Source organism: Delftia sp. WSY_16 (genome assembly GCF_043104415.1).
Lineage (GTDB): Bacteria > Pseudomonadota > Gammaproteobacteria > Burkholderiales > Burkholderiaceae_C > Comamonas > Comamonas tsuruhatensis.
Window position 1 is genome coordinate 52,923 of sequence record NZ_JBICKS010000015.1, and the last position, 20,179, is coordinate 73,101.

At 68.5% G+C, this 20,179-nt stretch carries 23 protein-coding genes; 13 read left to right on the plus strand and 10 right to left on the minus strand.

The window, feature by feature from the left end; all coding sequences use genetic code 11:
* Positions 1–26 precede the first annotated feature (26 nt).
* The gene (gene pyrE / locus ACF8O7_RS07420) at positions 27–728 is read right to left on the minus strand and encodes an orotate phosphoribosyltransferase (RefSeq protein ID WP_016453598.1); all 702 of its coding nucleotides are present in this window, start codon (positions 726–728) and stop codon (positions 27–29) included.
* Positions 729–738: 10 nt separating this feature from the next.
* Here pyrE and ACF8O7_RS07425 point away from each other — a divergent pair, with 10 nt between their 5' ends.
* From ACF8O7_RS07425 to ACF8O7_RS07435, 3 genes are all read left to right on the plus strand, one after another.
* On the plus strand, positions 739–1,542 hold the full coding sequence (locus tag ACF8O7_RS07425) for an exodeoxyribonuclease III (RefSeq protein WP_016448562.1): 804 nt from the start codon (positions 739–741) through the stop codon (positions 1,540–1,542).
* A 92-nt stretch (positions 1,543–1,634) separates the two neighbouring features.
* Positions 1,635–1,910 (plus strand): type II toxin-antitoxin system CcdA family antitoxin, encoded by a 276-nt coding sequence (locus ACF8O7_RS07430; protein ID WP_016453599.1) that lies wholly within the window; start codon positions 1,635–1,637, stop codon positions 1,908–1,910.
* The gene (locus tag ACF8O7_RS07435; protein WP_016448564.1) at positions 1,907–2,071 is read left to right on the plus strand and encodes a CcdB family protein; all 165 of its coding nucleotides are present in this window, start codon (positions 1,907–1,909) and stop codon (positions 2,069–2,071) included. Before ACF8O7_RS07430 ends, ACF8O7_RS07435 begins: the two co-directional genes overlap by 4 nt.
* Before the next feature lie 70 nt (positions 2,072–2,141).
* Here ACF8O7_RS07435 and ACF8O7_RS07440 read toward each other — a convergent pair whose 3' ends face one another.
* The 3 genes from ACF8O7_RS07440 to ACF8O7_RS07450 are packed head-to-tail and all read right to left on the minus strand — an operon-like array spanning position 2,142 to position 5,024.
* A complete protein-coding gene (locus ACF8O7_RS07440) occupies positions 2,142–3,566 on the minus strand; it encodes an NAD(P)(+) transhydrogenase (Re/Si-specific) subunit beta (RefSeq protein ID WP_012202277.1) in 1,425 nt (474 codons plus the stop codon).
* Positions 3,563–3,898, minus strand: a complete 336-nt coding sequence (locus ACF8O7_RS07445) for an NAD(P) transhydrogenase subunit alpha (protein WP_063327714.1) — start codon at positions 3,896–3,898, stop codon at positions 3,563–3,565. Before ACF8O7_RS07445 ends, ACF8O7_RS07440 begins: the two co-directional genes overlap by 4 nt.
* 1 nt (position 3,899) lies before the next feature.
* Entirely contained in the window at positions 3,900–5,024 is a 1,125-nt protein-coding gene (locus ACF8O7_RS07450) for a Re/Si-specific NAD(P)(+) transhydrogenase subunit alpha (protein ID WP_203400286.1), read from the minus strand.
* 325 nt (positions 5,025–5,349) lie between these two features.
* On the opposite strand from ACF8O7_RS07450, the gene ACF8O7_RS07455 reads away from it, so the two are divergent.
* Both ACF8O7_RS07455 and ACF8O7_RS07460 read left to right on the plus strand, forming a co-directional pair.
* Entirely contained in the window at positions 5,350–5,625 is a 276-nt protein-coding gene (locus ACF8O7_RS07455) for a zinc ribbon domain-containing protein (RefSeq protein ID WP_392442926.1), read from the plus strand.
* A gap of 85 nt (positions 5,626–5,710) precedes the next feature.
* Positions 5,711–6,349, plus strand: a complete 639-nt coding sequence (locus tag ACF8O7_RS07460; RefSeq protein WP_012202273.1) for an MBL fold metallo-hydrolase — start codon at positions 5,711–5,713, stop codon at positions 6,347–6,349.
* Positions 6,350–6,362: 13 nt separating this feature from the next.
* On the opposite strand, the gene ACF8O7_RS07465 is transcribed toward ACF8O7_RS07460, so the two are convergent.
* Positions 6,363–7,049, minus strand: coding sequence for a Crp/Fnr family transcriptional regulator (locus ACF8O7_RS07465; RefSeq protein ID WP_013800207.1), 687 nt, complete (start codon positions 7,047–7,049; stop codon positions 6,363–6,365).
* 84 nt (positions 7,050–7,133) lie between these two features.
* Between ACF8O7_RS07465 and ACF8O7_RS07470 the strand changes: the two genes are divergently transcribed.
* The 5 genes from ACF8O7_RS07470 to ACF8O7_RS07490 all read left to right on the plus strand — a co-directional run bounded on the left by ACF8O7_RS07470 (position 7,134) and on the right by ACF8O7_RS07490 (position 12,115).
* The gene (locus ACF8O7_RS07470; protein ID WP_392442929.1) at positions 7,134–8,129 is read left to right on the plus strand and encodes an ABC transporter substrate-binding protein; all 996 of its coding nucleotides are present in this window, start codon (positions 7,134–7,136) and stop codon (positions 8,127–8,129) included.
* Between the two features lie 14 nt (positions 8,130–8,143).
* On the plus strand, positions 8,144–8,944 hold the full coding sequence (locus tag ACF8O7_RS07475) for an ABC transporter ATP-binding protein (protein ID WP_099735002.1): 801 nt from the start codon (positions 8,144–8,146) through the stop codon (positions 8,942–8,944).
* On the plus strand, positions 8,934–9,689 hold the full coding sequence (locus ACF8O7_RS07480; protein WP_099751988.1) for an ABC transporter permease: 756 nt from the start codon (positions 8,934–8,936) through the stop codon (positions 9,687–9,689). The genes ACF8O7_RS07475 and ACF8O7_RS07480 overlap by 11 nt, the downstream gene beginning before the upstream one ends.
* Positions 9,690–9,758: 69 nt before the next feature.
* On the plus strand, positions 9,759–10,634 hold the full coding sequence (locus ACF8O7_RS07485) for a TauD/TfdA dioxygenase family protein (RefSeq protein ID WP_392442933.1): 876 nt from the start codon (positions 9,759–9,761) through the stop codon (positions 10,632–10,634).
* Positions 10,635–10,657: 23 nt separating this feature from the next.
* Complete coding sequence (locus tag ACF8O7_RS07490) at positions 10,658–12,115, plus strand: aldehyde dehydrogenase family protein (RefSeq protein ID WP_016448571.1); 1,458 nt, start codon at positions 10,658–10,660, stop codon at positions 12,113–12,115.
* 10 nt (positions 12,116–12,125) lie between these two features.
* Here ACF8O7_RS07490 and ACF8O7_RS07495 read toward each other — a convergent pair whose 3' ends face one another.
* The 3 genes from ACF8O7_RS07495 to ACF8O7_RS07505 form a co-directional block, all read right to left on the minus strand.
* Positions 12,126–13,028 carry a M48 family metallopeptidase gene (locus ACF8O7_RS07495; protein WP_047468565.1) on the minus strand — a complete coding sequence of 301 codons (903 nt, stop codon included), beginning with the start codon at positions 13,026–13,028 and terminating at the stop codon, positions 12,126–12,128.
* 60 nt (positions 13,029–13,088) lie between these two features.
* Positions 13,089–14,060, minus strand: coding sequence for a DMT family transporter (locus ACF8O7_RS07500; protein ID WP_016448573.1), 972 nt, complete (start codon positions 14,058–14,060; stop codon positions 13,089–13,091).
* A 72-nt stretch (positions 14,061–14,132) separates the two neighbouring features.
* Positions 14,133–14,861 carry a helix-turn-helix domain-containing protein gene (locus tag ACF8O7_RS07505; RefSeq protein ID WP_047326943.1) on the minus strand — a complete coding sequence of 243 codons (729 nt, stop codon included), beginning with the start codon at positions 14,859–14,861 and terminating at the stop codon, positions 14,133–14,135.
* A gap of 86 nt (positions 14,862–14,947) precedes the next feature.
* Here ACF8O7_RS07505 and ACF8O7_RS07510 point away from each other — a divergent pair, with 86 nt between their 5' ends.
* From ACF8O7_RS07510 to ACF8O7_RS07520, 3 genes are all read left to right on the plus strand, one after another.
* Positions 14,948–16,318 (plus strand): AmpG family muropeptide MFS transporter, encoded by a 1,371-nt coding sequence (locus ACF8O7_RS07510; protein ID WP_392442936.1) that lies wholly within the window; start codon positions 14,948–14,950, stop codon positions 16,316–16,318.
* 104 nt (positions 16,319–16,422) lie between these two features.
* Positions 16,423–17,181, plus strand: a complete 759-nt coding sequence (locus tag ACF8O7_RS07515; protein ID WP_047218841.1) for a response regulator transcription factor — start codon at positions 16,423–16,425, stop codon at positions 17,179–17,181.
* An 8-nt stretch (positions 17,182–17,189) separates the two neighbouring features.
* Positions 17,190–18,416 carry an ATP-binding protein gene (locus ACF8O7_RS07520; RefSeq protein WP_012202266.1) on the plus strand — a complete coding sequence of 409 codons (1,227 nt, stop codon included), beginning with the start codon at positions 17,190–17,192 and terminating at the stop codon, positions 18,414–18,416.
* A 15-nt stretch (positions 18,417–18,431) separates the two neighbouring features.
* On the opposite strand, the gene ACF8O7_RS07525 is transcribed toward ACF8O7_RS07520, so the two are convergent.
* Positions 18,432–18,869, minus strand: a complete 438-nt coding sequence (locus ACF8O7_RS07525) for a hypothetical protein (RefSeq protein ID WP_230357338.1) — start codon at positions 18,867–18,869, stop codon at positions 18,432–18,434.
* 374 nt (positions 18,870–19,243) lie between these two features.
* Positions 19,244–20,134: a LysR family transcriptional regulator gene (locus ACF8O7_RS07530; protein WP_373765300.1), complete on the minus strand. Its 891-nt coding sequence runs from the start codon at positions 20,132–20,134 to the stop codon at positions 19,244–19,246.
* Positions 20,135–20,179: the final 45 nt, after the last annotated feature.

Genomic DNA, 20,179 nt, shown 5'->3' on the forward strand with positions numbered 1-20,179 from the left:
CATGCATCGCCCGCTTCATCAACCGCTCACCCCTTGTCGTTGACTCCATAACGCTGGCGGTAGGCCAGCACGCGCTCATGGTGGCCACTGCCTGCGCTGCCACCTTGAATCTCAAGATAAAGCAATAAGTCTGCCAGTTTTGCAATAGTGCAGACCTGCATGCCCAGCTGGTTGCGCACGTACTGCACGGCGCTGTGGGGCACGTCCTGGCCATTTTCCGTGGCCATTTCCTGGCGGTCCAGCGCGATGGCCACGGCATGCGGCGTGGCACCGGCGGCGCGGATGATGGCGATGGACTCGCGCGCGGCCGTGCCGGCGCTCATCACGTCGTCCACGATCAGCACGCGGCCCTTGAGGGGCGCGCCCACCAGGGTGCCGCCCTCGCCGTGGTCCTTGGCTTCCTTGCGGTTGTACGCAAAGGGCTTGTTGATGCCCATGCGGGCCAGCTCCACCGCCACGGTGGCCGCCAGCGGGATGCCCTTGTAGGCCGGGCCGAAGATCATGTCGAACTCGATGCCGCTGGCCGCAATGGCTTTTGCATAGAATTCGGCGAGACGGCCCATCTTGCCGCCGTCATCGAACAGGCCGGCATTGAAGAAGTACGGGCTCATGCGCCCGGCCTTGGTCTTGAACTCGCCGAAACGCAGCACCCCTGCGTCAACGGCGAATTGCACAAATTCCTGCGCCAGACGGCCTGCGTCATCGGCCTGCAGATTACTCACCACCATGGATTCATCCTTGTTCAAATTGACCAGCCTCAACCTCAACGGCATCCGCTCGGCCTCGACCAAGGGCGTCGAAGCCTGGATCGAGGCCACTGCGCCGGATTGTATTTGCGTGCAGGAAATCAAGGCCCAGGCCGCCGACATGACCGGACGCTTCGAGCTGCTGGCCGGCCTGCGCGGCCACTTCCACTACGCCGAGAAAAAGGGCTACTCGGGCGTGGGCGTCTACAGCCGCCACGAGCCCAGCGACGTCGTGGTCGGCTTCGGCTCGCACGAATTCGACGCCGAAGGCCGCTACGTGGAGGCGCGCTTCGACACGCCATCGCGCAAGCTGTCCATCATCAGCGCCTACTTTCCCAGCGGCAGCTCCGGCGAACTGCGCCAGACGGCCAAGTTCCGCTTCCTGGCCGAAATGCACGCCCACCTGATGCGCATGAAGGGCGAACGCGAGTTCATCCTCTGCGGCGACATCAACATCGCCCACCAGCAGATCGACCTCAAGAACTGGCGCAGCAACCAGAAAAACAGCGGTTTCACGCCCGAGGAACGCGAGTGGATGACAAAATTGTTGAACAAAACTGAGCCGACTGGCGGCCTGGTGGACGTTTATCGCCTGCTCCAGCCCGACACCACCGACACCTGCTACACATGGTGGAGCAACCGCGGCCAGGCCTACGCCAACAACGTGGGATGGCGCCTGGACTACCACCTGGCCACCCCCGCTACCGCCGCGCTGGCCCGCACCGAGAACATCTACAAGGATGTGAAGTTCTCGGACCATGCGCCGGTGACCATCGGCTACGACATGAAGCTGTGAGACGTTCAAGCAGGGCCTTGGGTCGCGGCGGTTTGACTCGTCGCGCTCTCATACAGACACTGTGCGCATGATCTTTATCTGAGGGTTCCGAGATGAAATCCATTGCTGTCTCCAGCGCCAAGCGGCCAATCCATCTCACGATCAATGCAGATCTGGTGACGCAGGCCAAGGCCTATACCGACAATCTCTCGGCCACCATGGAATCCCTGCTGGCCGAATACGTTGCCAGGCAGGAGGGCGCACAGCGTGAGCGCCAACGGCTTGCCGACGCCTGCGCCAGCGACTGGAACGCGGTCAACATCTCGGTGGGTTCGTTCGCAGACGAGCTCTGCTGCCGCGCGGCACTCCAACCGTGGGTGCGAGGATGAATCCCGTGTTTGTCATTGAAGGCGTGCCGGTCGTCCTGCATGCCCTGGACATGGTTTCAGTCGCCCTGGATCAATTGGGTGAAGTGGTGGCCTCACTGGAGCATGAAGGCCAAGCCATCGCCGATGCGCTGGACGAATTGCTGACCCGGTCGGGGGGCTGACCCAAGATCGTTTTCAAGGAGGCCAGGGCTTGGGCCCTGCCCTCCTCGGACTTCAGCCCGGGCGCACGCCTCACTCCAGCGCCTTGCCCATGTCCTCCACCACCTTCTTGGCGTCGCCGAAGACCATCATGGTCTTGTCCATGTAGAACAGCTCGTTGTCCAGGCCCGCATAGCCGGCCGCCATGGAGCGCTTGTTGACGATCACCGTCTTGGCCTTGTAGGCCTCCAGGATGGGCATGCCGTAGATGGGGCTGCCCTTGACGTGTGCGGCGGGGTTCACCACGTCGTTGGCGCCCAGGATGATGGCCACATCGGCCTGGCCGAACTCGCTGTTGATGTCCTCCATCTCGAAGACCTGGTCGTAGGGCACCTCGGCCTCGGCCAGCAGCACGTTCATGTGGCCGGGCATGCGGCCGGCCACCGGGTGGATGGCGTACTTCACGGTCACGCCGCGCTCGGTGAGCTTGTCGGCCAGCTCCTTGACCGCGTGCTGGGCACGCGCCACGGCCAGGCCGTAGCCGGGCACGATGACCACGGTCTCGGCATTGCCCAGGACGAAGGCTGCATCGTCGGCGCTGCCGCTTTTCACGTTGCGCTGCTGCTGGGAGCCTGCCGCCGCGCTGGTGGCCTCGCCGCCGAAGCCGCCCAGGATCACGCTGAAGAACGAGCGGTTCATGGCCTTGCACATGATGTAGCTCAGGATGGCGCCCGAGCTGCCCACCAGCGAACCCGCAATGATCAGCATGCTGTTGTTCAGCGAGAAGCCGATGCCCGCCGCCGCCCAGCCCGAGTAGCTGTTGAGCATGGACACGACCACCGGCATGTCCGCGCCGCCGATCGGAATGATCAGCAGCACGCCCAGCAGCAGTCCCAGGGCGATGACCAGCACGATGTCCATCCAGCTTTGGCTGTGCCAGAAGCCGAAGACGAAGAAGGCTGCTGCCAGCCCCAGCACGGCGTTGAGCGCATGCTGGCCCTTGAACTGCACGGGCGCGCCCTGGAACAGGCGGAACTTGTACTTGCCGCTGAGCTTGCCGAAGGCGATCACCGAGCCCGTGAAGGTCACGGCGCCGATGAAGGCGCCCAGCGCCAGCTCCACGCGGTTGCCGCCCGGAATGGCGCCGCCCTTGGCCGTGATGGCAAAGGCCCAGGGCTCGGCCACGGCGGCCACGGCGATGAACACCGCAGCCAGGCCGATCATGCTGTGCATGAAGGCCACCAGCTCGGGCATCTTGGTCATCTCCACGCGCTGGGCCATGACCGCACCGGCCGTGCCGCCGACCAGCAGGCCCAGCAGCACCCAGCCCAGCCCCAATGCATTGCCGCCGGCCAGCTGCACGATGAGCGCCGCCGTGGTCAGCACGGCGATCACCATGCCGGCCATGCCGAACAGGTTGCCGCGTATGGAGGTGGTGGGATGCGACAGCCCCTTGAGCGCCTGGATGAAGCAGACGCTGGCCACCAGGTAGAGCAATGTGACGAGGTTCATGCTCATGACTGGCCCTCCGCCTTGGCATCCTTGGCCGGAGCGCTCTTGCGCTCTTTCTTGCGGAACATCTCCAGCATGCGCCGCGTGACCAGGAAGCCGCCGAACACATTGACCGCGGCCAGCGCCACGGCCAGCACGCCCATGGTCTTGCCCAGGCCCGTTTCCGTGAGCGCCGCCGCCAGCATGGCGCCGACGATGACGATGGCCGAGATGGCATTGGTCACCGCCATCAGCGGCGTGTGCAGCGCGGGCGTGACGGTCCAGACCACGTGGTAGCCCACGTAGATGGCCAGCACGAAGATGATGAGATGGATGATGGTGGGGGATACGGCTTCCATGTCATTTCCTCCGCTGTGCTGCGAGTTGGCCTTCATGGGCCATCAGGCACGCGGCCACGATGTCGTCCTCCATGTCCACATGCAGGGCGCCATCCTTGTTGATGATGAGCTTGAGAAAATCGAGCACGTTGCGTGCATACAGGGCCGAGGCATCGGCCGCCACCAGCGCCGCCAGGTTGGTCAGGCCCACGATGGTCACGCCATGCGTGACCACGGTCATGCCGGCCTGGGTCAGCGGGCAGTTGCCGCCGCGCTCGGCCGCCAGGTCCACGATGACGGCGCCGGGCTTCATGGCCTGCACCATCTCGGCCGTGACCAGCACGGGAGCGGGCCGGCCCGGGATCAGCGCCGTGGTGATGACCACGTCGGCCTGGGCCACGCGCTTGGCCACCTCGGCCTTCTGGCGGTCCAGCCAGCTTTGCGGCATGGGGCGGGCGTAGCCGCCCACGCCTTCGGCGGCCTCCTTTTCCTCGACGGTCTCGTAGGGCACGTCGATGAACTTGCCGCCCAGGGATTCGACCTGCTCACGCACGCTGGGCCGCACATCGCTGGCCTCGATCACGGCGCCCAGGCGCTTGGCCGTGGCGATGGCCTGCAGGCCGGCCACGCCCACGCCCAGCACCACGACGCGCGCGGCCTTCACCGTGCCGGCCGCCGTCATCAGCATGGGAAAGAAGCGCTGGTACTGGTTGGCCGCAATCATCACGGCCTTGTAGCCGGCGATATTGGCCTGGCTGGACAGCACGTCCATGCTCTGCGCACGCGTGGTGCGCGGAGCCGCCTCCAGCGCATAGGCCGTCACTCCCGCATCGGCCAGGCGCTGCAGTCCTGCGGGCTGGAACGGGTCCAGCATGCCGACCAGCGTTGCGCCCTTGCGGATGCCGGGCAACTCGTCCTCCGAAGGGATACGGACCTTGAGCACCAGGTCGGCGCCCAGGGCGCCAGCCACATCGACGATCTCCGCGCCCGCTGCCTCGTACAAGGCATCGGGCACGCTGGCCGCCACTCCCGCCCCCGCCTGCACGCGCAGCACATGGCCTTGCGCACGCAGCTTCTTGACGGTCTCGGGGGTCGCAGCCACCCGGGTTTCTCCTGCCATGGTCTCGGCAGGCACGCCAATCAACATACCGGTTCTCCCTCGCGTGATGCCGGTACCCGCCCTGCGCTGCATTGCGCAGGCGGCGGCCCGGCCCATCCTCGAAAAAATCCTTGCGCGCCTGCATGACGGCAGGCTGGCTTGGCGGCACGGCTAGCTTGTATCACGGCCGCGTGGCGGCAGCCACGGGGTCTGCCCGCGAGGATGTCGCCTGTCCGTCACAAGACGCCGGATTGCCGCGAAATGACAGCCACATTAAATGATCGCCATCCACGACCTGGCGCACCGCTGCCGTGTCCCAATGCACCTTTGAGCGACTGCAGCGGCGCAGCCGCGCAGTGCGAAGGAAGGCACCATGGGACTCTTGCAAAGACTGTTCGGACAACACACGCGCGGCGGCCATCACGGCGGCAATATCGGCGTCCATATCGGCGGGCATCACGCTGGCGGCGCATACCCGCCTGCAGCCGTGGCTGCGGTCTGCCCCGGCTGCCGTGCATCCATTGCCGCCAACTCTCGCTTTTGCCCGCAGTGTGGCGGCGCGGTGCTGCCGCAGGCCTGCAGGAGCTGCAGCGCCAGCCATCCGGCCGGTGCGCGGTTCTGCGGGCAATGCGGCCAGCCGACCACCTGAGGGCGCAAGCGGGGCGGCCCTGCGCTGCCATCAGGGGAAGGAGCGGGAATAATGGGCGCTTTCGCCAGAAGCACCCACGCCGCCCATGCTCCAGTACCACACCATCCCCGTCACCGCCTTCCAGCAGAACTGCTCGCTGGTCTGGTGCGACCAGACCATGGAAGCCGCCGTCATCGATCCGGGCGGCGACCTGGAGCAGATCGGCTGGGAGATAGAGCGCCTGGGCCTGGCGCTCAAGGCCATCTGGCTCACGCACGCCCACATAGACCACGCGGGCGGCACGCGCGAGCTGGCCGATGCACAGCAGTTGCCCATCATCGGCCCCCATCCCGGAGACCAGTTCTGGATCGATGCGCTGCCTCAGCAGGGCGCCATGTTCGGCTTCCCGCATTCGGACCCCTTCACGCCCACGCGCTGGCTGCACGATGGCGACACGGTGAGCATCGGCCAGGAAACGCTGCAGGTGCGCCACTGCCCCGGCCATACGCCCGGCCACGTGGTGTTCCATGCGCCGCAGATCGACCGCGCCTTCGTGGGCGACGTGCTGTTCGCGGGCAGCATCGGCCGCACCGACTTTCCCCAGGGCAACCACCAGCAGCTGATCGACAGCATCGTCCAGCGCCTGTGGCCCATGGGCGACCAGACCGTGTTCATCCCGGGCCACGGCCCCGAAAGCAGCTTCGGCCGCGAGCGCAAGAGCAACCCCTACGTAGGCGGGACCTGAGCCTGCAGCTGTCTCAGCCCAGCACCTCGATCCACCGATAGCCCAGACGCACGCTGCCGCCCGCCTGCAGCTTGCGCAGCTCCTCGTTCACGCGCTGGCGCGAGGCGCCCACCACATGCGACAGATCGCCCTGCGATATGCGCAGCAGGGTGCGGCCACCGGGCAGGGGCTGGCCGTTCTCTGCCGCCAGAACCTGCAAGGTGGCCCAGACCCGGGCATGCAGCGTGTCCTCCGAACTGATGAAGATGGTGTCCAGCAGCCCGTTCACGCGCAGGCTCAGCAGGCGCGCCACAGCCAGGCATGCGGGCGCATCGCGCTCCAGGAAGTCCAGCAGCGGCTGGCGCGGCAGCACCAGCACCTCGACATCGCCATCGGCCACCAGGTCCACGGGCACGGGCGCATTGCCCAGCACCGAGCTGATGCCGGTGATCTCCCCGGCCTCCAGCCAGCGCGTCATGCGCTCGGTGCCACCCACGGTGAAGGCCACGACACGAAAGCGCCCTGACAGCAGCACCAGCGCATGGTCGGCCGCATCGCCGCGCTTTTGCACGAACTGTCCATCGCGGTAGCGGCGCCTGGAGCCTATGGCCCGCAGCCCGCGTGCCGATGCGGCCGGCAATTCGGCCAGCAGGTCCACGCGATAGCGCTCGCTGCGCGCCTGCGCCAAAGACGTGTTGGGGGAACCGAGCTTGGTGTTCACCCGCCCATTGTCCCTTTCGCGGCAATTGGCGCATAGCACCGTCCTTGTAATCGGCCCCATACCCACACGTATGGAGCCCGCCCCATGATCCGCACCACGCTCGCCCTGGTATCCGCCTTCGTGTTCGCCCTGCTCTCGACCCAGGCAGCCCTGGCACAGACGCCCACGCTGCGTATCCAGGACTACCCCGGCATCGGCAACTTCCTGGTGCGCGTGGCCAACGCGCGGGGACTGTGCGAGAAGCACGGCATACGCTGCGAACTGCGCCCCATCCCGCAGGCGCCGCTGGCGCTGCAGACCTTGCTGGCCGGTGACCTCGAAGTGGCGTTTACGCCGCCCGAGGTGCTGCTTCAGGCGGTCAACAAGGGCGCCGACCTCAAGGTGATCGGCAGCGGCGCCAGCGCGCCGACGTTCTTCCTCATGGCCTCGTCAGCCCTGCCCACCCCGCATGCCGCCCAGGGCTATCCCGCCGTGATGCAGGACTTCAGGGGCCGGCGCATCGGCGTGACGGCGCGAGGCAGCGCGGCCGAGTTCCAGCTCGTGAGCCTGCTGCAGGGCGCCGGCATGAAGGCGGATGACGTCACCATCGTCGCCGTGGGCTCGCCCAACACCGCCTTTCCGGCGATTGCGCAAAAACAGGTCGATGGCCTGATGCTGTTCTCGCCCATGGACGGCTTTTGCGAGGTCAGCCAGGCCTGCCGCATCGTCGTCGATCCACGCAGGGGCCAGGGTCCCGCCGAGGTGGTGGACACCAACGGCGCCGGCGTGCTGCAGGTGGTGCGCGCCGACTTCCTGCGCAAGAACGCCCAGGCCGTGGAGGGCTTGCGCCGCGCCATGAACGAGGCGGCCGACTATGCCCGCGAACCGGCCCATTTCGATGCATTGCTCAAAGTCGCACAGGACAGCTTCAGGATCAACACGCCCGGCGGCGACCGGATCCTGGAGGTGGCGCTGCGCAACGCCATTCCTTCCATGCAGTTCGCAGTGGACCCCGGGGCATTGCAGCACGCCGCCCGCTACCTGCAGCGCACGGGGCAGATCAGCCGGCTGATCGACACCGCGCCCCTGCTGGTGCAGTGAAGGAGGCGTTCGCCATGACTCCCAATGGATCACGCCTTCCGCCCCCGCAGGCCATTGCCGCCGACGGCCTGCACCTGAGCTTCGACGGCCGCACGCAGGTGCTGGACAACATTGCGCTGCAGGTGGCCGAGGGCGAATTCGTTTCGCTGGTCGGGCCCAGCGGCTGCGGCAAGACCAGTCTGCTCAACCTCTGCGCGGGCCTGGTGGCCCACACCGGCGCCGGCACGCTGCGCGTGCTGGGCGAGGCACCGCGCCTGGGCAGTTCCCGCGTGGGCTACATGCTGGCGCGCGACAGCCTGCTGCCCTGGTGCACGGCGCTGGAGAACGCCGCCTTCGGCGCGCGCGTGCGCGGCGTCGGCACGGCCGACAGCACGGAGCGCGCACTGCGCATGCTGCAGGAGGTGGGCCTGGCCGACCATGCGCAGGCTCTGCCCAAGGCCTTGTCCCACGGCATGCGCCAGCGCACGGCGCTGGCGCGCACCTTTGCGCTGGACGCGCAGCTGCTGCTGATGGACGAGCCCTTCGGCGCCCTGGACGCGCAGACCAAGCTGCAGCTGCAGGACCTGCTGCTGCGCCTGTGCCAGCAGCACCGCCACAGCGTGCTGTTCGTGACCCACGACCTGGCCGAGGCCGTGGCCGTCTCCGACCGCGTGGTGGTGATGTCCTCGCGCCCGGGCCGCATCATCGCCGACCTGCCCATCGACCTGCCGCGCCCGCGCTCCATCCGCGACCTGCAGAAGTCGCCGCGCTTCCATGAACTCTATGCGGCCCTGTGGTCGCAGCTCGAATCGGGATGGGTGCACCATGAAGGCTGACCGTCTGCAATGGCTGGCGCTGCATGCGCTGTTCGTCTGTCTCGTGCTGGGTCTGGCCGAATGGGCCGCCGCGCGCCGCTGGCTGGACCCCACCTTCTTCGGCCAGCCCAGCGGCGTGGCCGCCTATCTCTGGAACCATGCGGGCACGGCCCGGTTCTGGTCCGACCTGGGCTGGACGCTGGCGGCCGTGGCCTGCTCCTTCGTGCTGGGCAGCGTGGCCGCCTTCGCCACGGGGCTGGCCTTCGTGCGCTGGCCGGCCATCGAGCGCTTTGCAGAGCCCTACTTCAACGCGCTGAACGTGATGCCGCGCATCGCGCTGGCGCCGCTGTTCATCCTGTGGTTCGGGCTGGGGCTGGGCAGCAAGATCGCCGTGGGCTGCTCGCTGACCTTCTTCATCGTGCTGTCGGCCACGGTGGCAGGCATGCGGGGCGTCAGCCAGGACCACGTCACGCTGTGCCGCACGCTGGGCGCCAGCGCCGCCACCACCTTCTTCGAGGTCACCCTGCCCGGCGCCGTCCCGGTGATCTTCTCGGGCCTGCGCCTGGGATTGATCTATGCCCTGCTGGGCGTGGTGGGCACCGAGATCATCGCCAGCGAAAAGGGCCTGGGCCAGACCCTGGCCTACCTGGGCTCCACCTTCGACATCAATGGCGTCATGGCGCTGCTGCTGGTGCTGGCCCTACTGGGCGTGGGCATGGTGCGCTTCATGTCCTGGGCCGAGAGGCGGCTGCTGCACTGGCAGTGAGCCCGCCAGCCCTCTCTCCCCACCTTCCCCCCTTCCTCCCCTCCCATCCGTTCCTTCAAGGAGTACCCCATGGCCAATGCCGCCCCCATGCAGCTGATCGACATCGACGCCCGCTACCACCACATCCGCCCCGTGCCGCGCATGCCCAACTTCGCGGCCTGGATCGAGGGCGTGGACCTGACCCGGCCCCTGTGCCCCGAGGTGCAGGCGGAACTGCGACAGGCCCTGTACGACTTCGAGGTCATCTTCTTCCGGCCCCAGGCCATCACGGCCGAGCAGCATGTGGCGCTGGCGCAGGTGTTCGGCCCGCTGTCCAAGGGCTCGTACTTCGAGCGCAAGAGCGGCATGCCCGACGTGGAGATGATCATCTCCGACAAGGACCGCCCGCCCGCCATAGACAACTGGCACACCGACATCAGCTGGAAGCAGCAGCCGCCGCTGGGCACCGTGATCCAGATCGTGACCACGCCGCCGGCCGGCGGCAACACCTGCTGGACCAGCACCAGCAAGGCCTATGACTGGCTCTCGCCCGGCATGCAGCAGTACCTGGAAGGCCTGCAGGCGGTCCATACCTGGGAGGAATCGGGCTTCCGGGAATACCTGGGCCGCAAGGGCGAGGAGGCGCTGTTCGAGGCGCTGCGCCAGTTCAAGCCGGTGACGCATCCCGTGGTGCGCACCAACCCCGATTCAGGCCGCAAGTGCATCTTCGTCAATGCCGATTTCACGCGCCACATCACGGGCGTGGACCGGCACGAGGCGCGCGGCGTGCTCGCCTTCCTGCTGGACTGGCTGAAGAAGCCGGAGTTCATGGTGCATCATCAATGGGACGCGGGCGGCATCGCCATCTGGGACAACCGCAGCACGCAGCACTATGCTGTGGCCGACTACTGGCCCCACTACCGCGTGAACCAGCGCGTCACCTTCGACACCCCTTCCACCCAATGACAACGAGACACGGAGACAGCTTCATGAGCACGCAAGAGCACCTGCAGTTCTATATCGACGGCCAATGGGTTCCCCCGGCCGTGCCGCGCACGCTGGATGTGATCAATCCGTCCACCGAGGAGGTGGCGGCCCGCATCAGCATGGGCTCGGCCGCCGATGTCGATGCAGCCGTGGCCGCCGCACGCCGCGCGTTCGACGGCTTCTCGCAGACCACGCGCGACGAGCGGCTGGCCCTGCTGGACAAGGTGCTGGCGGTCTACATGCGCCGCATCGACGAGGTGGCGCAGACCATCTCGCTGGAGATGGGCGCGCCGCTGTGGCTGTCGCGCGCGGCCCAGGCCACGGTGGGCGCGGGGCACCTGAAGCAGACCCTGCAGGTGCTCAGGGACTTCGAGTTCGAGAGCGTGCGCGGCACCACCGGCATCGTGCATGAGCCCGTGGGCGTGGTGGGCATGATCACGCCCTGGAACTGGCCCATCAACCAGATCATGTGCAAGGTGGCACCGGCCCTGGCGGCGGGCTGCACCATGGTGCTCAAGCCCTCGGAGATCGCGCCGCTGAACGCCATCCTGGTGGCCGAGATCCTGCACGAAGCGGGCGTGCCGGCCGGCGTGTTCAACCTGGTCAACGGCGACGGCCCCTCGGTGGGCGAGGCCATGTCCGTGCACCCCGGCATCGACATGATGACCTTCACGGGCTCCACGCGCGCGGGCATTGCCGTGGCCAAGGCCTCGGCCGATACCGTCAAGCGCGTGACGCAGGAGCTGGGCGGCAAGTCGGCCAACATCGTGCTGGACGATGCCGACATCGAAAAGGCCGTGACCCAGGGCGTGAACGCCTGCTTCACCAATTCGGGCCAGAGCTGCAACGCGCCCACGCGCATGTTCGTGCCGCGCGCCCTGCATGCGCGCGCCGTGGCCGCGGCCAAGGCCGCTGCCGAGGGCATGAAGGTGGGCGATGCACTGGCCGACACCGGCGCCATGCACATGGGCCCCGTGGTCAGCGAGGCGCAGTTCCGCAAGATCCAGGGCCTGATCGAGGCCGGCATCGCCGAAGGCGCCACCCTGGTGGCCGGCGGCACGGGCCGCCCCGAGGGCCTTGCGCGCGGCTACTTCGTGCGGCCCACGGTGTTTGCCGACGTGCGCAACGACATGACCATTGCGCGCGAGGAAATCTTCGGCCCCGTGCTGGTCATCCTGCCCTACGACACGGAGGAGGAAGCCATCGCCCAGGCCAACGACACGCCCTACGGCCTGTCGGGCTATGTGCAGTCCGGCAGCCTGGAGCGCGCACGCCGTGTGGCCTCGCGCCTGCGCACCGGCATGGTCCACCTCAACGGCGCGGGGCCGGACTTCGGCGCGCCGTTCGGTGGCTACAAGCAGTCGGGCACGGGCCGGGAATGGGGCGAGCACGGCTTCAAGGAATACCTTGAAGTGAAAGCCGTGATGGGCTACCAACCAAAGCAAAAAGCCGCCGCCTGAGGGCGGCTGCCTACCCGCGTCGTGCGGCCTCGTAGAGGCCTTCCACGCGCGGGATGTTGCGCTCCAGCTCGCGGATGCGCTCGGGGCCTGCGGGGTGGGTGGACAGGAATTCCAGGCCGCCGCGGTCGCCCGTGGCCTGGCCCATCTTGCGCCACAGCGAGACCGAGGCCTGGGGGTTGTAGCCGGCGCGCGCGGCCAGCTCCAGGCCCACGAGGTCGGCCTCGCTCTCATCGCCCCGGCTGAATTTCAGCGACAGCAACTGGCCGCCCAGGCGGGCCGCCGCATTGCCCAGGTCGCCCAGGCCCAGCAATTGGGCGCCCAGCGAGATGCCGATGCTGGTGGCCTGGTTCTTGGCCAGCTGCTCGCGCGAGTGCTCGCGCAGCGCATGGGCCATTTCGTGGCCCATGATCATGGCGATCTCGTCGTCGGTCAGCTGCAGCTGGTCGATGATGCCGGTGTAGAAGGCGATCTTGCCGCCCGGCATGCAAAAGGCGTTGATCTCCTTGCTGCCGATCAGATTCACCTCCCAGCGCCAGGCATTGGCGCGCGGGTTCCATTGGGCGGTGTAGGGGATCAGCCGCCGGGCAATGGCGCGCAGCCGCTGCAGCTGCGGGTTGCTGTCGCCGGCCAGTGCGCCCTGGGCGCGGGCCTTGGCCAGCAGTTGCTGGTACTGGTCGGTGGCGGCGCCTTCCAGCGTCTCGGCCGGCACCAGCTTGCGCAGGCCCGAGGCACCGCCCACCTGCACCTGGGCCGCCACCGGCGCCGTGGCCAGGCCCATGGCCGCCGCGCTGCCGGCCAGCAAGAAACCGCGACGCGCGCGCCAGGGCGCGCAGGCACAGCCCCAGGCGGACGGGGCACAGGATTCGGAGGAGAGATGGGATGGCTGCTGCATGCCGCCAAGTCTAGCGGCCATGCATGCCTGCAACATGCGGAGAACAGCGCATCGTGAAGAGCGGCGCCGGCCTACAAAGAGTCACGCCATCTGCGCGGCCATCACGGCCCGCTGCGAGCGCATCTCGGCGCCGATCACCAGCATCAGCCCGGCCAGCACGGCCAGCAGCCCCAGCCACGATTGCAGCGGCTGCCGCTCGCCCACGACCCACACCGCCAGCACGAAGGCCGCCACGGGCTCGATCAGGCTCAGCGTCACGCCCGTGGGGCCGGAGATGCTGCGCAGCCCGATGGAAAACAGCATGTGCGCCAAGCCCGACACCACCACGCCCAGGTAGACCACCACCAGCACGGCCGCCAGGCTCCACTGCGGCAGGCCGCTTTGCACCAGCGCAATCGGCACCGCCATGCAGGCCGCTCCGGTGAAGACATAGAAATTCACCACGCGCGGCGACATGTGGGTGACCAGGCGCTTGTTGATCAGCGCATAGCCCGCGTACGACAGCCCCGCCAGCAGGCACAGGGCCAGGCCGCTCCAGGACAGCGTGGCGCCGCCCCGGGCCATCACCATGGCCGCGCCTCCCGCCACGCTCACCAGCGTGCCGGCCCACCACAGGGCAGACAGGGGCGCGCGCAGCACCAGCGCCTGCATCAGCCCGGCCCAGATGGGGCCGCTGCCAATGGCCACGGCCGTGCCCACGGCCACGCCCGTGAGCGTCACGCCCTCGTAGAAGAAGATGCTGTAGCCGCCGATTCCCATGGATGCCAGCAGGAACCAGGCCGGGCGCAGTCCCAGGTGCACCGGGTTGGGCAGCAGAGGCTGGACGCGCGCCCCGCCCTGCCCGGCCCGCCCGCGCAGCCTCCAATGGGAAACCGCCAGCAGCGCCCCCAGAAACAGGCTGGAAACCGCCAACTGCGCGGCGCCCACCCAGAACGGCGACAGCCCGCCTGCGCCCAGGCTTTGCGCCGTGCCCGTCGTGCCCCAGAGCACGGCAGCCACCGAAACGAAGGCGATGCCGACGGCGGAGGAAGAAGCGGAAGAGTTGCGAACCATGGCGCCATGTTGCGCCTGGCGCGGCCGGGCATTTGTCGAGAAACGCTCGTAGTCCGCAAGACTGTGAACGGGCTAGCCGCGCAGCTGCCGCGCCGTCACGCCCCGGTCGCGCCGCAGCGCATAGGCCAGCGCGCTGGCCGAGGCATAGCCGCAGCGCAGCGCCGTGGCCTCCAGGGGCAGGCCCCGCGCCAGCCCGCGCTCGGCCGCATCCAGGCGCAGGCCGCGCAGCCAGGCCTGGGGCGGCTGGCCCGCCAGCTCCACGAAGCGTGCGTGAAAGCGCTGGGCACTCATATGGCACAGGGCGGCCAGCCGGGCCGTGGGCCAGTCCTCGTGCAATGCGGCCTGTACGCTCGTGGTCAGTTGCTGCAGGTCCAGCCCCCGGCGCGCCAGCAGGCCGGGCGCCTGCAGCACCTGGGCCAGCTGCTCTGTGGCCGGGCCTTCCGACTCCCGGCCGCGCAGGGCCGGTGGCACGGAAAAGCGCCGCATCCGGTCCAGCCCCGGGCCGCTGGGCGCATCGATGACGAACACGCGCGAGCGCGGCGCCGCCAGGTAGCCGTGGTCCACGCCGGCGGGGATGAGCATGCCGCTGACGGCGTCCACAAAGGCGCTGCGCCCGCCCACTTCCAGCTCCATGCGGCCCTGCAGCGCATAGAGGATTTGCGCATGGCCGTGGGCGTGGGCCTGGTGCTCGCCGCTGTAGCTGCGCACCGAGCTGTGCGGCGCGAAGGCGGTATCGGTGGCATCGGCCGCGCCGTCTTGCGCGGCGGCATCGCTGTGGAGGGAAGAGAGGGTGTAGGCCATGGCGGCATCCTGTGCCCGCGATGGTAGCGCGCGCCAGTCCGCGCCACCATGGGCCCGATAATGGCCGCAGCCTGCCGCAGCCCAACATGACCGAGCCGTCCACCACCACCTCCTCCGCCCCTTCCACCCCCACTGAAGCGCCCCGCCGCAGCTGGGCCCAGACCCTGCGCGTCTATGCCGAGCCGGCCAGCCTGCGCATGCTGGCCCTGGGTTTTTCGGCAGGCCTGCCGCTGCTGCTGGTGCTGGGCACGCTGTCGTTCTGGCTGCGCGAGGCCGGCGTGGACCGCACCACCATCGGCTACCTGAGCTGGGTGGGCCTGGCCTATGCCTTCAAGTGGGTCTGGTCGCCGCTGGTGGACCGCATGCCGCTGCCGCTGCTCACGCGCTGGCTGGGGCGGCGGCGCGGCTGGCTGCTGTTCGCGCAGATGCTCATCGTCGCCGGGCTGTGCGGCATGGCATTCAACGATCCGCGCGTCTCGCTCACGCCGCTGGTGTGGTGCGCGCTGGCCGTGGCCTTCGGCTCGGCCACGCAGGACATTGCGCTGGACGCCTACCGCATCGAATCGGCCGACACCGAGCGCCAGGCAGCGCTGGCCGCCACCTACCAGACCGGCTACCGGCTGGCCATGATCTGGGCCGGCGCCGGCGTGCTGTGGCTGGCCGCCCGCGCCGAGGTGGCGGGCACGGCGGGCTACCAGAGCGGTGCCTGGCAGGTGGCCTACCTGGCCATGGCCGCCTCCATGGCCGTGGGCATGCTGACCGTGCTGCTCTCGCCGGAACCGGTGCCACGCCCGCTGGCGCCTGCCCGCAACGCGGCCGAGTGGCTGCGTGGCGCGCTGGTCGAGCCCTTCGCCGACTTCCTGGGCCGCTACCGCTGGCAGGCGCTGCTGGTGCTGGGCCTGATCGCCATCTACCGCATCAGCGACGTGGTCATGGGCATCATGGCAAACCCCTTCTACGTGGACATGGGCTTCACCAAGGACGAAGTGGCCGCCGTGACCAAGGTGTACGGCGTGATCATGACGCTGGCGGGCGCCTTCCTGGGCGGGGCGCTGGCCATGCGCTGGGGCGTGATGCGCGTGCTGATGCTGGGCGCCGCGCTGTCGGCCGCCACCAACCTGCTGTTCGCCTGGCTGGCCACACGCGGCCATGACGTGAATGCGCTGGTCTGGGTGGTGAGCGCGGACAACCTGGCCGGCGGCATCGCCTCGGCGGCCTTCATCGCCTACCTGTCGGGGCTGACCAATGTGCAGTACTCGGCCACGCAGTACGCGCTGTTCAGCTCCATGATGCTGCTGGCGCCCAAGTGGCTGGCCGGCTTCTCGGGCGCCTTTGTCGATGCGCATGGCTACGTGAGCTTCTTCCAGGCCACGGCCCTGCTGGGCCTGCCCGTGCTGGTGCTGATCGCGCTGGCCTCGCGCGTGCATGCGGTGCGGCCCACGCAACGCGGCAGTTGAGCGGCTGGCCGCAGGCTGCGCTGTTTTACCGAACTTTACGCAAGCGACAAGCGCGGCTGACGGGGCGCTGCGAGCATCGTCGCAATACGACGCCAGGCCCCAGCATGAATACACTGCCCTCCATGAGTACGCACCATCTTCTGATGATCGAAGACGACACCCGCCTCGCGCAGATGGTGGGTGACTACCTGGGCAACAACGGCCTGCAGGTCACGCACATGGGCGATGCCCGCAGCGGCCTGGAGCAGCTGCAGCCCGCCGACGGCGTGGCCGGCGCCGACCTGCCCGACCTCGTCATCCTCGACCTCATGCTGCCCGACATGGACGGCCTGGAGGTCTGCCGGCGCATCCGCGCCCTGCCCGGCCCCGCAGCCCAGGTGCCGGTGCTGATGCTCACGGCCAAGGGCGATCCCATGGACCGCATCATCGGCCTGGAGATCGGCGCCGACGACTACCTGCCCAAGCCCTTCGAGCCGCGCGAGCTGCTGGCGCGCATCCGCGCCATCCTGCGCCGGCGCGGCGGCGGCGAGGGCACAGCCAACGCCCAGGTGACCACGGCGCTGCGCTTCGGCAGCCTGGAGATCGACCGCGACGCGCGCAGCGTCACCGTGGCGGGCCAGCCCTGCGAGCTGACCTCCTACCAGTTCGACCTGCTGGTCACGCTGGCCGAGCGCGCGGGCCGCGTGCTCACGCGCGACCAGATCATGGAGGCCGTGCGAGGCCGCGAGCTGGAGGCCTTCGACCGCTCCATCGACGTGCACATGGGCCGCATCCGCGCCGCCATCGAGGCCGACCCCAAGGCGCCCAAGCGCATCCTGACGGTGCGCGGCGTGGGCTACGTCTTCGCCAAGCAACAAGACTAGCCAAGCGAATGAAGCTGCTGTCCCTCTTCTCCCAGCGCCTGTACCTGCGCATCTGGCTGGCCGTGGTCGGCGGCGTGGCCGTGCTCACGCTGACGGTGGCATGGGCCTGGCAGATCGCGGCCGAGCAGAACGCGCAGAACGTGCAAAGCGCCAGCTCGCCGCCCTCGCGCGACGTGGCCATGCGCGACGGCCAGGGCAACGTGATCGCCCAGGGCCGTGCGCGGCGCCTGCCCGGCTCGCCCGAGGAGGGGCTGCGCTTCGAGATCGAGGGCACGGACGGCCAGACCTACATGCTGCACATGGCGCCGCGCCCGCCGCGCGGTGACCGCCCGCCGCACGACGGCGCCGCCGCCTTCTGGCTGCGCCCGCCCTTTGGCTTTCTGTGGCTGCTGGGCCTGGTGGGCGTGGCCGTGGCCGTGGGCGTGTTCCCCATCATCCGCCGCCTGCTCAAGCGGCTGGAGAACCTGCAGCGCGGCGTCAAGCGCTTTGGCGAGGGCGACCTGTCGGTGCGCGTGCCCGAGCACGGCAGCGACGAGGTGGCCGATCTGGCGCACCAGTTCAACGCCGCCGCCGCGCGCATCGAGACCCTGGTGACCTCGCACAAATCGCTGCTGGCCAATGCCTCGCACGAGCTGCGCTCGCCGCTGACGCGCATCCGCATGGGCCTGGAATTCATGGGCGACGACCCGGCCAGCGCCCGCGCGCGCGCCGAGATCCAGCGCAACATCAGCGAGCTGGACCAACTGGTGGACGAGATCCTGCTGGCCAGCCGGCTGGAGACCTATGAAGGCGACGTGGGCACGATCGAGCCCGTGGACCTGATCGGCCTGGCCGCCGAGGAATGCGCGCGCGTGGATGCCGACCTGGACCTGCAGTCCACCGACGCGCTGGAAGTGCCCGGCATCTCCAAGCTGCTGCGCCGCGCCGTGCGCAACCTGCTGGAGAACGCGCGCCGCTACAGCCAGGGCGCCATCACGCTGGAGCTGGCGCGCCAGGACGCCATGGCCGAGATCCGCGTCTGCGACCATGGCCCCGGCGTGGCGCCGGCCCACCGCGAGCGCATCTTCGAGAAGTTCTTTCGCCTGCCCGGCGCCAGCGAGCGCTCGGGCGGCGTGGGCCTGGGCCTGGCCCTGGTGCGCTCCATCGCCCAGCGCCACGGCGGCAGCGTGCACTGCGAAGGCCGCGCCGACGGCCAGCCGGGCGCCTGCTTCGTGCTGCGGCTGCCGCTGGCCTGAGCTGCCGCCTGCGGCTCAGCCGCGCCGGTGCTGCCACTCCACACGTTCCACCAGATCCCTGAGCAGGTCGAAATGCCAGCGGGTGCGCTTGAGCAGGCGGCCGTAGCGCGAGCGGGGGAAGCGGTAGGCGCCATCGGCCAGCTCGATGGCGCAGGACGCCAGGTGCCACTGCTGCTCGAACGCCTGGTGGCTGTCCGGCGGGTCGGCGCGCATGCGGCGTATGTGCGCCAGCGCCAGCTCCACCGCGCATTCCACGTCGAACTGGCGGGCCTTGCGGTCGGGCTTTTTGCCACAGACCTCGGCCAGGGTGACCAGCCGCCCCTCGATGACGACCAGACAGACATGCATGGCCTGCCACGCGCTGGGCCAGTCGGAAGTCTTTGCGGCTTGTGATCGCTTCGGCAACGGCTGCGCCTGCACTGCCGCGCCGGCAGTGTTTTTGCGGGATGTCATGGGGTCAGCCCTCCTGGTAGAGAAGAGGGCTGGAAGGGGCAAGCGCAGCGCTGGGGCTGGCAAGGATGGGGAGGGTCATGGTCTGTTTTCCTACGAGATCACAGAAAACCACCGGTTGAGTTTCTACGCACAACAGGTGGGCGTGGTGGTTAGAAACACGTCCGTAGCCGTGCGGGCGTCCTTGCGGATAGCCCCCACCACGCCCGAAACCATGCGGACAGGCGCAAGCAAATGCGCCAATCCGACGAGATAAGGCATGACAAAGCCCCGCTTTAAGGTGGGGGCTGCAACCTCACGGAAGGTGTTTCTACGCACCGGGCCTTTCGGCTTGCGGCCAGTTTAACGGGGGCGGGGCGGGCCGGCCAGCCGCACCCTCAATCCCGGCCCAGGTGCTCGCACAGGAAGTCGATGAACACGCGGGTCTTGCGCGGCAGGTGGCTGCTGTCGGGAAAGACCACGCTGATGGGCTGGGGCGGCAGGGCGTGGTCCGGCAGCACGCGCTGCAGCACGCCGCCGGCCAGGTCGTCCTCCACAAACCACGCAGGCAGCACGGCCACGCCCAGCGAGGACCGGGCCAGGGCGCGGATGGCGGTGGAGGAGTTGGATTGGTGGGCCGCCCGGCCCACCACGTCCACACCCTGGCCGCCGGCAGTGCGCAGCGTCCAGGCCGTGGGATGGGCGAGGTTGCTGTTGGCAATCCAGGGCAGGTCCGCCAGGTCTTCGGGCCTGCGCACGGGATGGCTGCGCAGGAAGGCGGCCGAGGCCACCAGCACGATGTCGTAGCCGGCCAGCCTGCGGCTTTTGAAGCTGGAGTCCGCCAGGTGGCCCAGGCGCACGACCAGGTCCAGCTTTTCGGCCACCAGGTCGCTCAGTGAAGAGTTGACGTCATAGGCCACCGAGATGCCCGGGTAGCGCTCCAGGAAGGCCGGGATCAGCGGAAGAATGTACTTCTCCCCGTATTCGCTGGTGGTGCTGATGCGCAGCCGGCCCGCGATGCGGTTGCCGCTGTGCATGGCGTTGTCGAAGGCGCTGCCCACGTCGCGGACGATGCCCTTGAACTCGTCGTAGAACTCCCGCCCGGTTTCCGTCAGGGCGATGCTGCGGGTGTTGCGCACCAGCAGGGCCACCGACAGCGCCTCTTCCAGCGATTTCACGTGCAGGCTGGCCATGGCCTTGCTGATGCCCAGGAAGTCCGCCGCCCTGGTGTAGGAGCCGAAATCCACCACTGCCAGAAACGTCTGCGCGCGGTGGAGCAGTGTGTGCATGGCCGGGCTTGCGGGGGTCATTGTTCAATCCAGTCAAACAAAGAG

Excerpts from the sequence above, each read along its gene's own strand:
- ACF8O7_RS07520 (WP_012202266.1), top strand. The coding sequence starts at position 17,190 with ATGAAGCTGCTGTCCCTCTTCTCCCAGCGCCTGTACCTGCGCATCTGG.
- ACF8O7_RS07530 (WP_373765300.1), bottom strand. The coding sequence starts at position 20,134 with ATGCACACACTGCTCCACCGCGCGCAGACGTTTCTGGCAGTGGTGGAT.
- ACF8O7_RS07470 (WP_392442929.1), top strand. The coding sequence starts at position 7,134 with ATGATCCGCACCACGCTCGCCCTGGTATCCGCCTTCGTGTTCGCCCTG.
- ACF8O7_RS07475 (WP_099735002.1), top strand. The coding sequence starts at position 8,144 with ATGACTCCCAATGGATCACGCCTTCCGCCCCCGCAGGCCATTGCCGCC.
- ACF8O7_RS07505 (WP_047326943.1), bottom strand. The coding sequence starts at position 14,861 with ATGGCCTACACCCTCTCTTCCCTCCACAGCGATGCCGCCGCGCAAGAC.
- ACF8O7_RS07495 (WP_047468565.1), bottom strand. The coding sequence starts at position 13,028 with ATGGCCGCTAGACTTGGCGGCATGCAGCAGCCATCCCATCTCTCCTCC.
- ACF8O7_RS07500 (WP_016448573.1), bottom strand. The coding sequence starts at position 14,060 with ATGGTTCGCAACTCTTCCGCTTCTTCCTCCGCCGTCGGCATCGCCTTC.
- ACF8O7_RS07435 (WP_016448564.1), top strand. The coding sequence starts at position 1,907 with ATGAATCCCGTGTTTGTCATTGAAGGCGTGCCGGTCGTCCTGCATGCC.
- ACF8O7_RS07480 (WP_099751988.1), top strand. The coding sequence starts at position 8,934 with ATGAAGGCTGACCGTCTGCAATGGCTGGCGCTGCATGCGCTGTTCGTC.
- ACF8O7_RS07510 (WP_392442936.1), top strand. The coding sequence starts at position 14,948 with ATGACCGAGCCGTCCACCACCACCTCCTCCGCCCCTTCCACCCCCACT.
- ACF8O7_RS07450 (WP_203400286.1), bottom strand. The coding sequence starts at position 5,024 with ATGTTGATTGGCGTGCCTGCCGAGACCATGGCAGGAGAAACCCGGGTG.
- ACF8O7_RS07455 (WP_392442926.1), top strand. The coding sequence starts at position 5,350 with ATGGGACTCTTGCAAAGACTGTTCGGACAACACACGCGCGGCGGCCAT.
- ACF8O7_RS07490 (WP_016448571.1), top strand. The coding sequence starts at position 10,658 with ATGAGCACGCAAGAGCACCTGCAGTTCTATATCGACGGCCAATGGGTT.
- ACF8O7_RS07515 (WP_047218841.1), top strand. The coding sequence starts at position 16,423 with ATGAATACACTGCCCTCCATGAGTACGCACCATCTTCTGATGATCGAA.
- ACF8O7_RS07460 (WP_012202273.1), top strand. The coding sequence starts at position 5,711 with ATGCTCCAGTACCACACCATCCCCGTCACCGCCTTCCAGCAGAACTGC.
- pyrE (WP_016453598.1), bottom strand. The coding sequence starts at position 728 with ATGGTGGTGAGTAATCTGCAGGCCGATGACGCAGGCCGTCTGGCGCAG.
- ACF8O7_RS07430 (WP_016453599.1), top strand. The coding sequence starts at position 1,635 with ATGAAATCCATTGCTGTCTCCAGCGCCAAGCGGCCAATCCATCTCACG.
- ACF8O7_RS07445 (WP_063327714.1), bottom strand. The coding sequence starts at position 3,898 with ATGGAAGCCGTATCCCCCACCATCATCCATCTCATCATCTTCGTGCTG.
- ACF8O7_RS07525 (WP_230357338.1), bottom strand. The coding sequence starts at position 18,869 with ATGACATCCCGCAAAAACACTGCCGGCGCGGCAGTGCAGGCGCAGCCG.
- ACF8O7_RS07440 (WP_012202277.1), bottom strand. The coding sequence starts at position 3,566 with ATGAGCATGAACCTCGTCACATTGCTCTACCTGGTGGCCAGCGTCTGC.
- ACF8O7_RS07485 (WP_392442933.1), top strand. The coding sequence starts at position 9,759 with ATGGCCAATGCCGCCCCCATGCAGCTGATCGACATCGACGCCCGCTAC.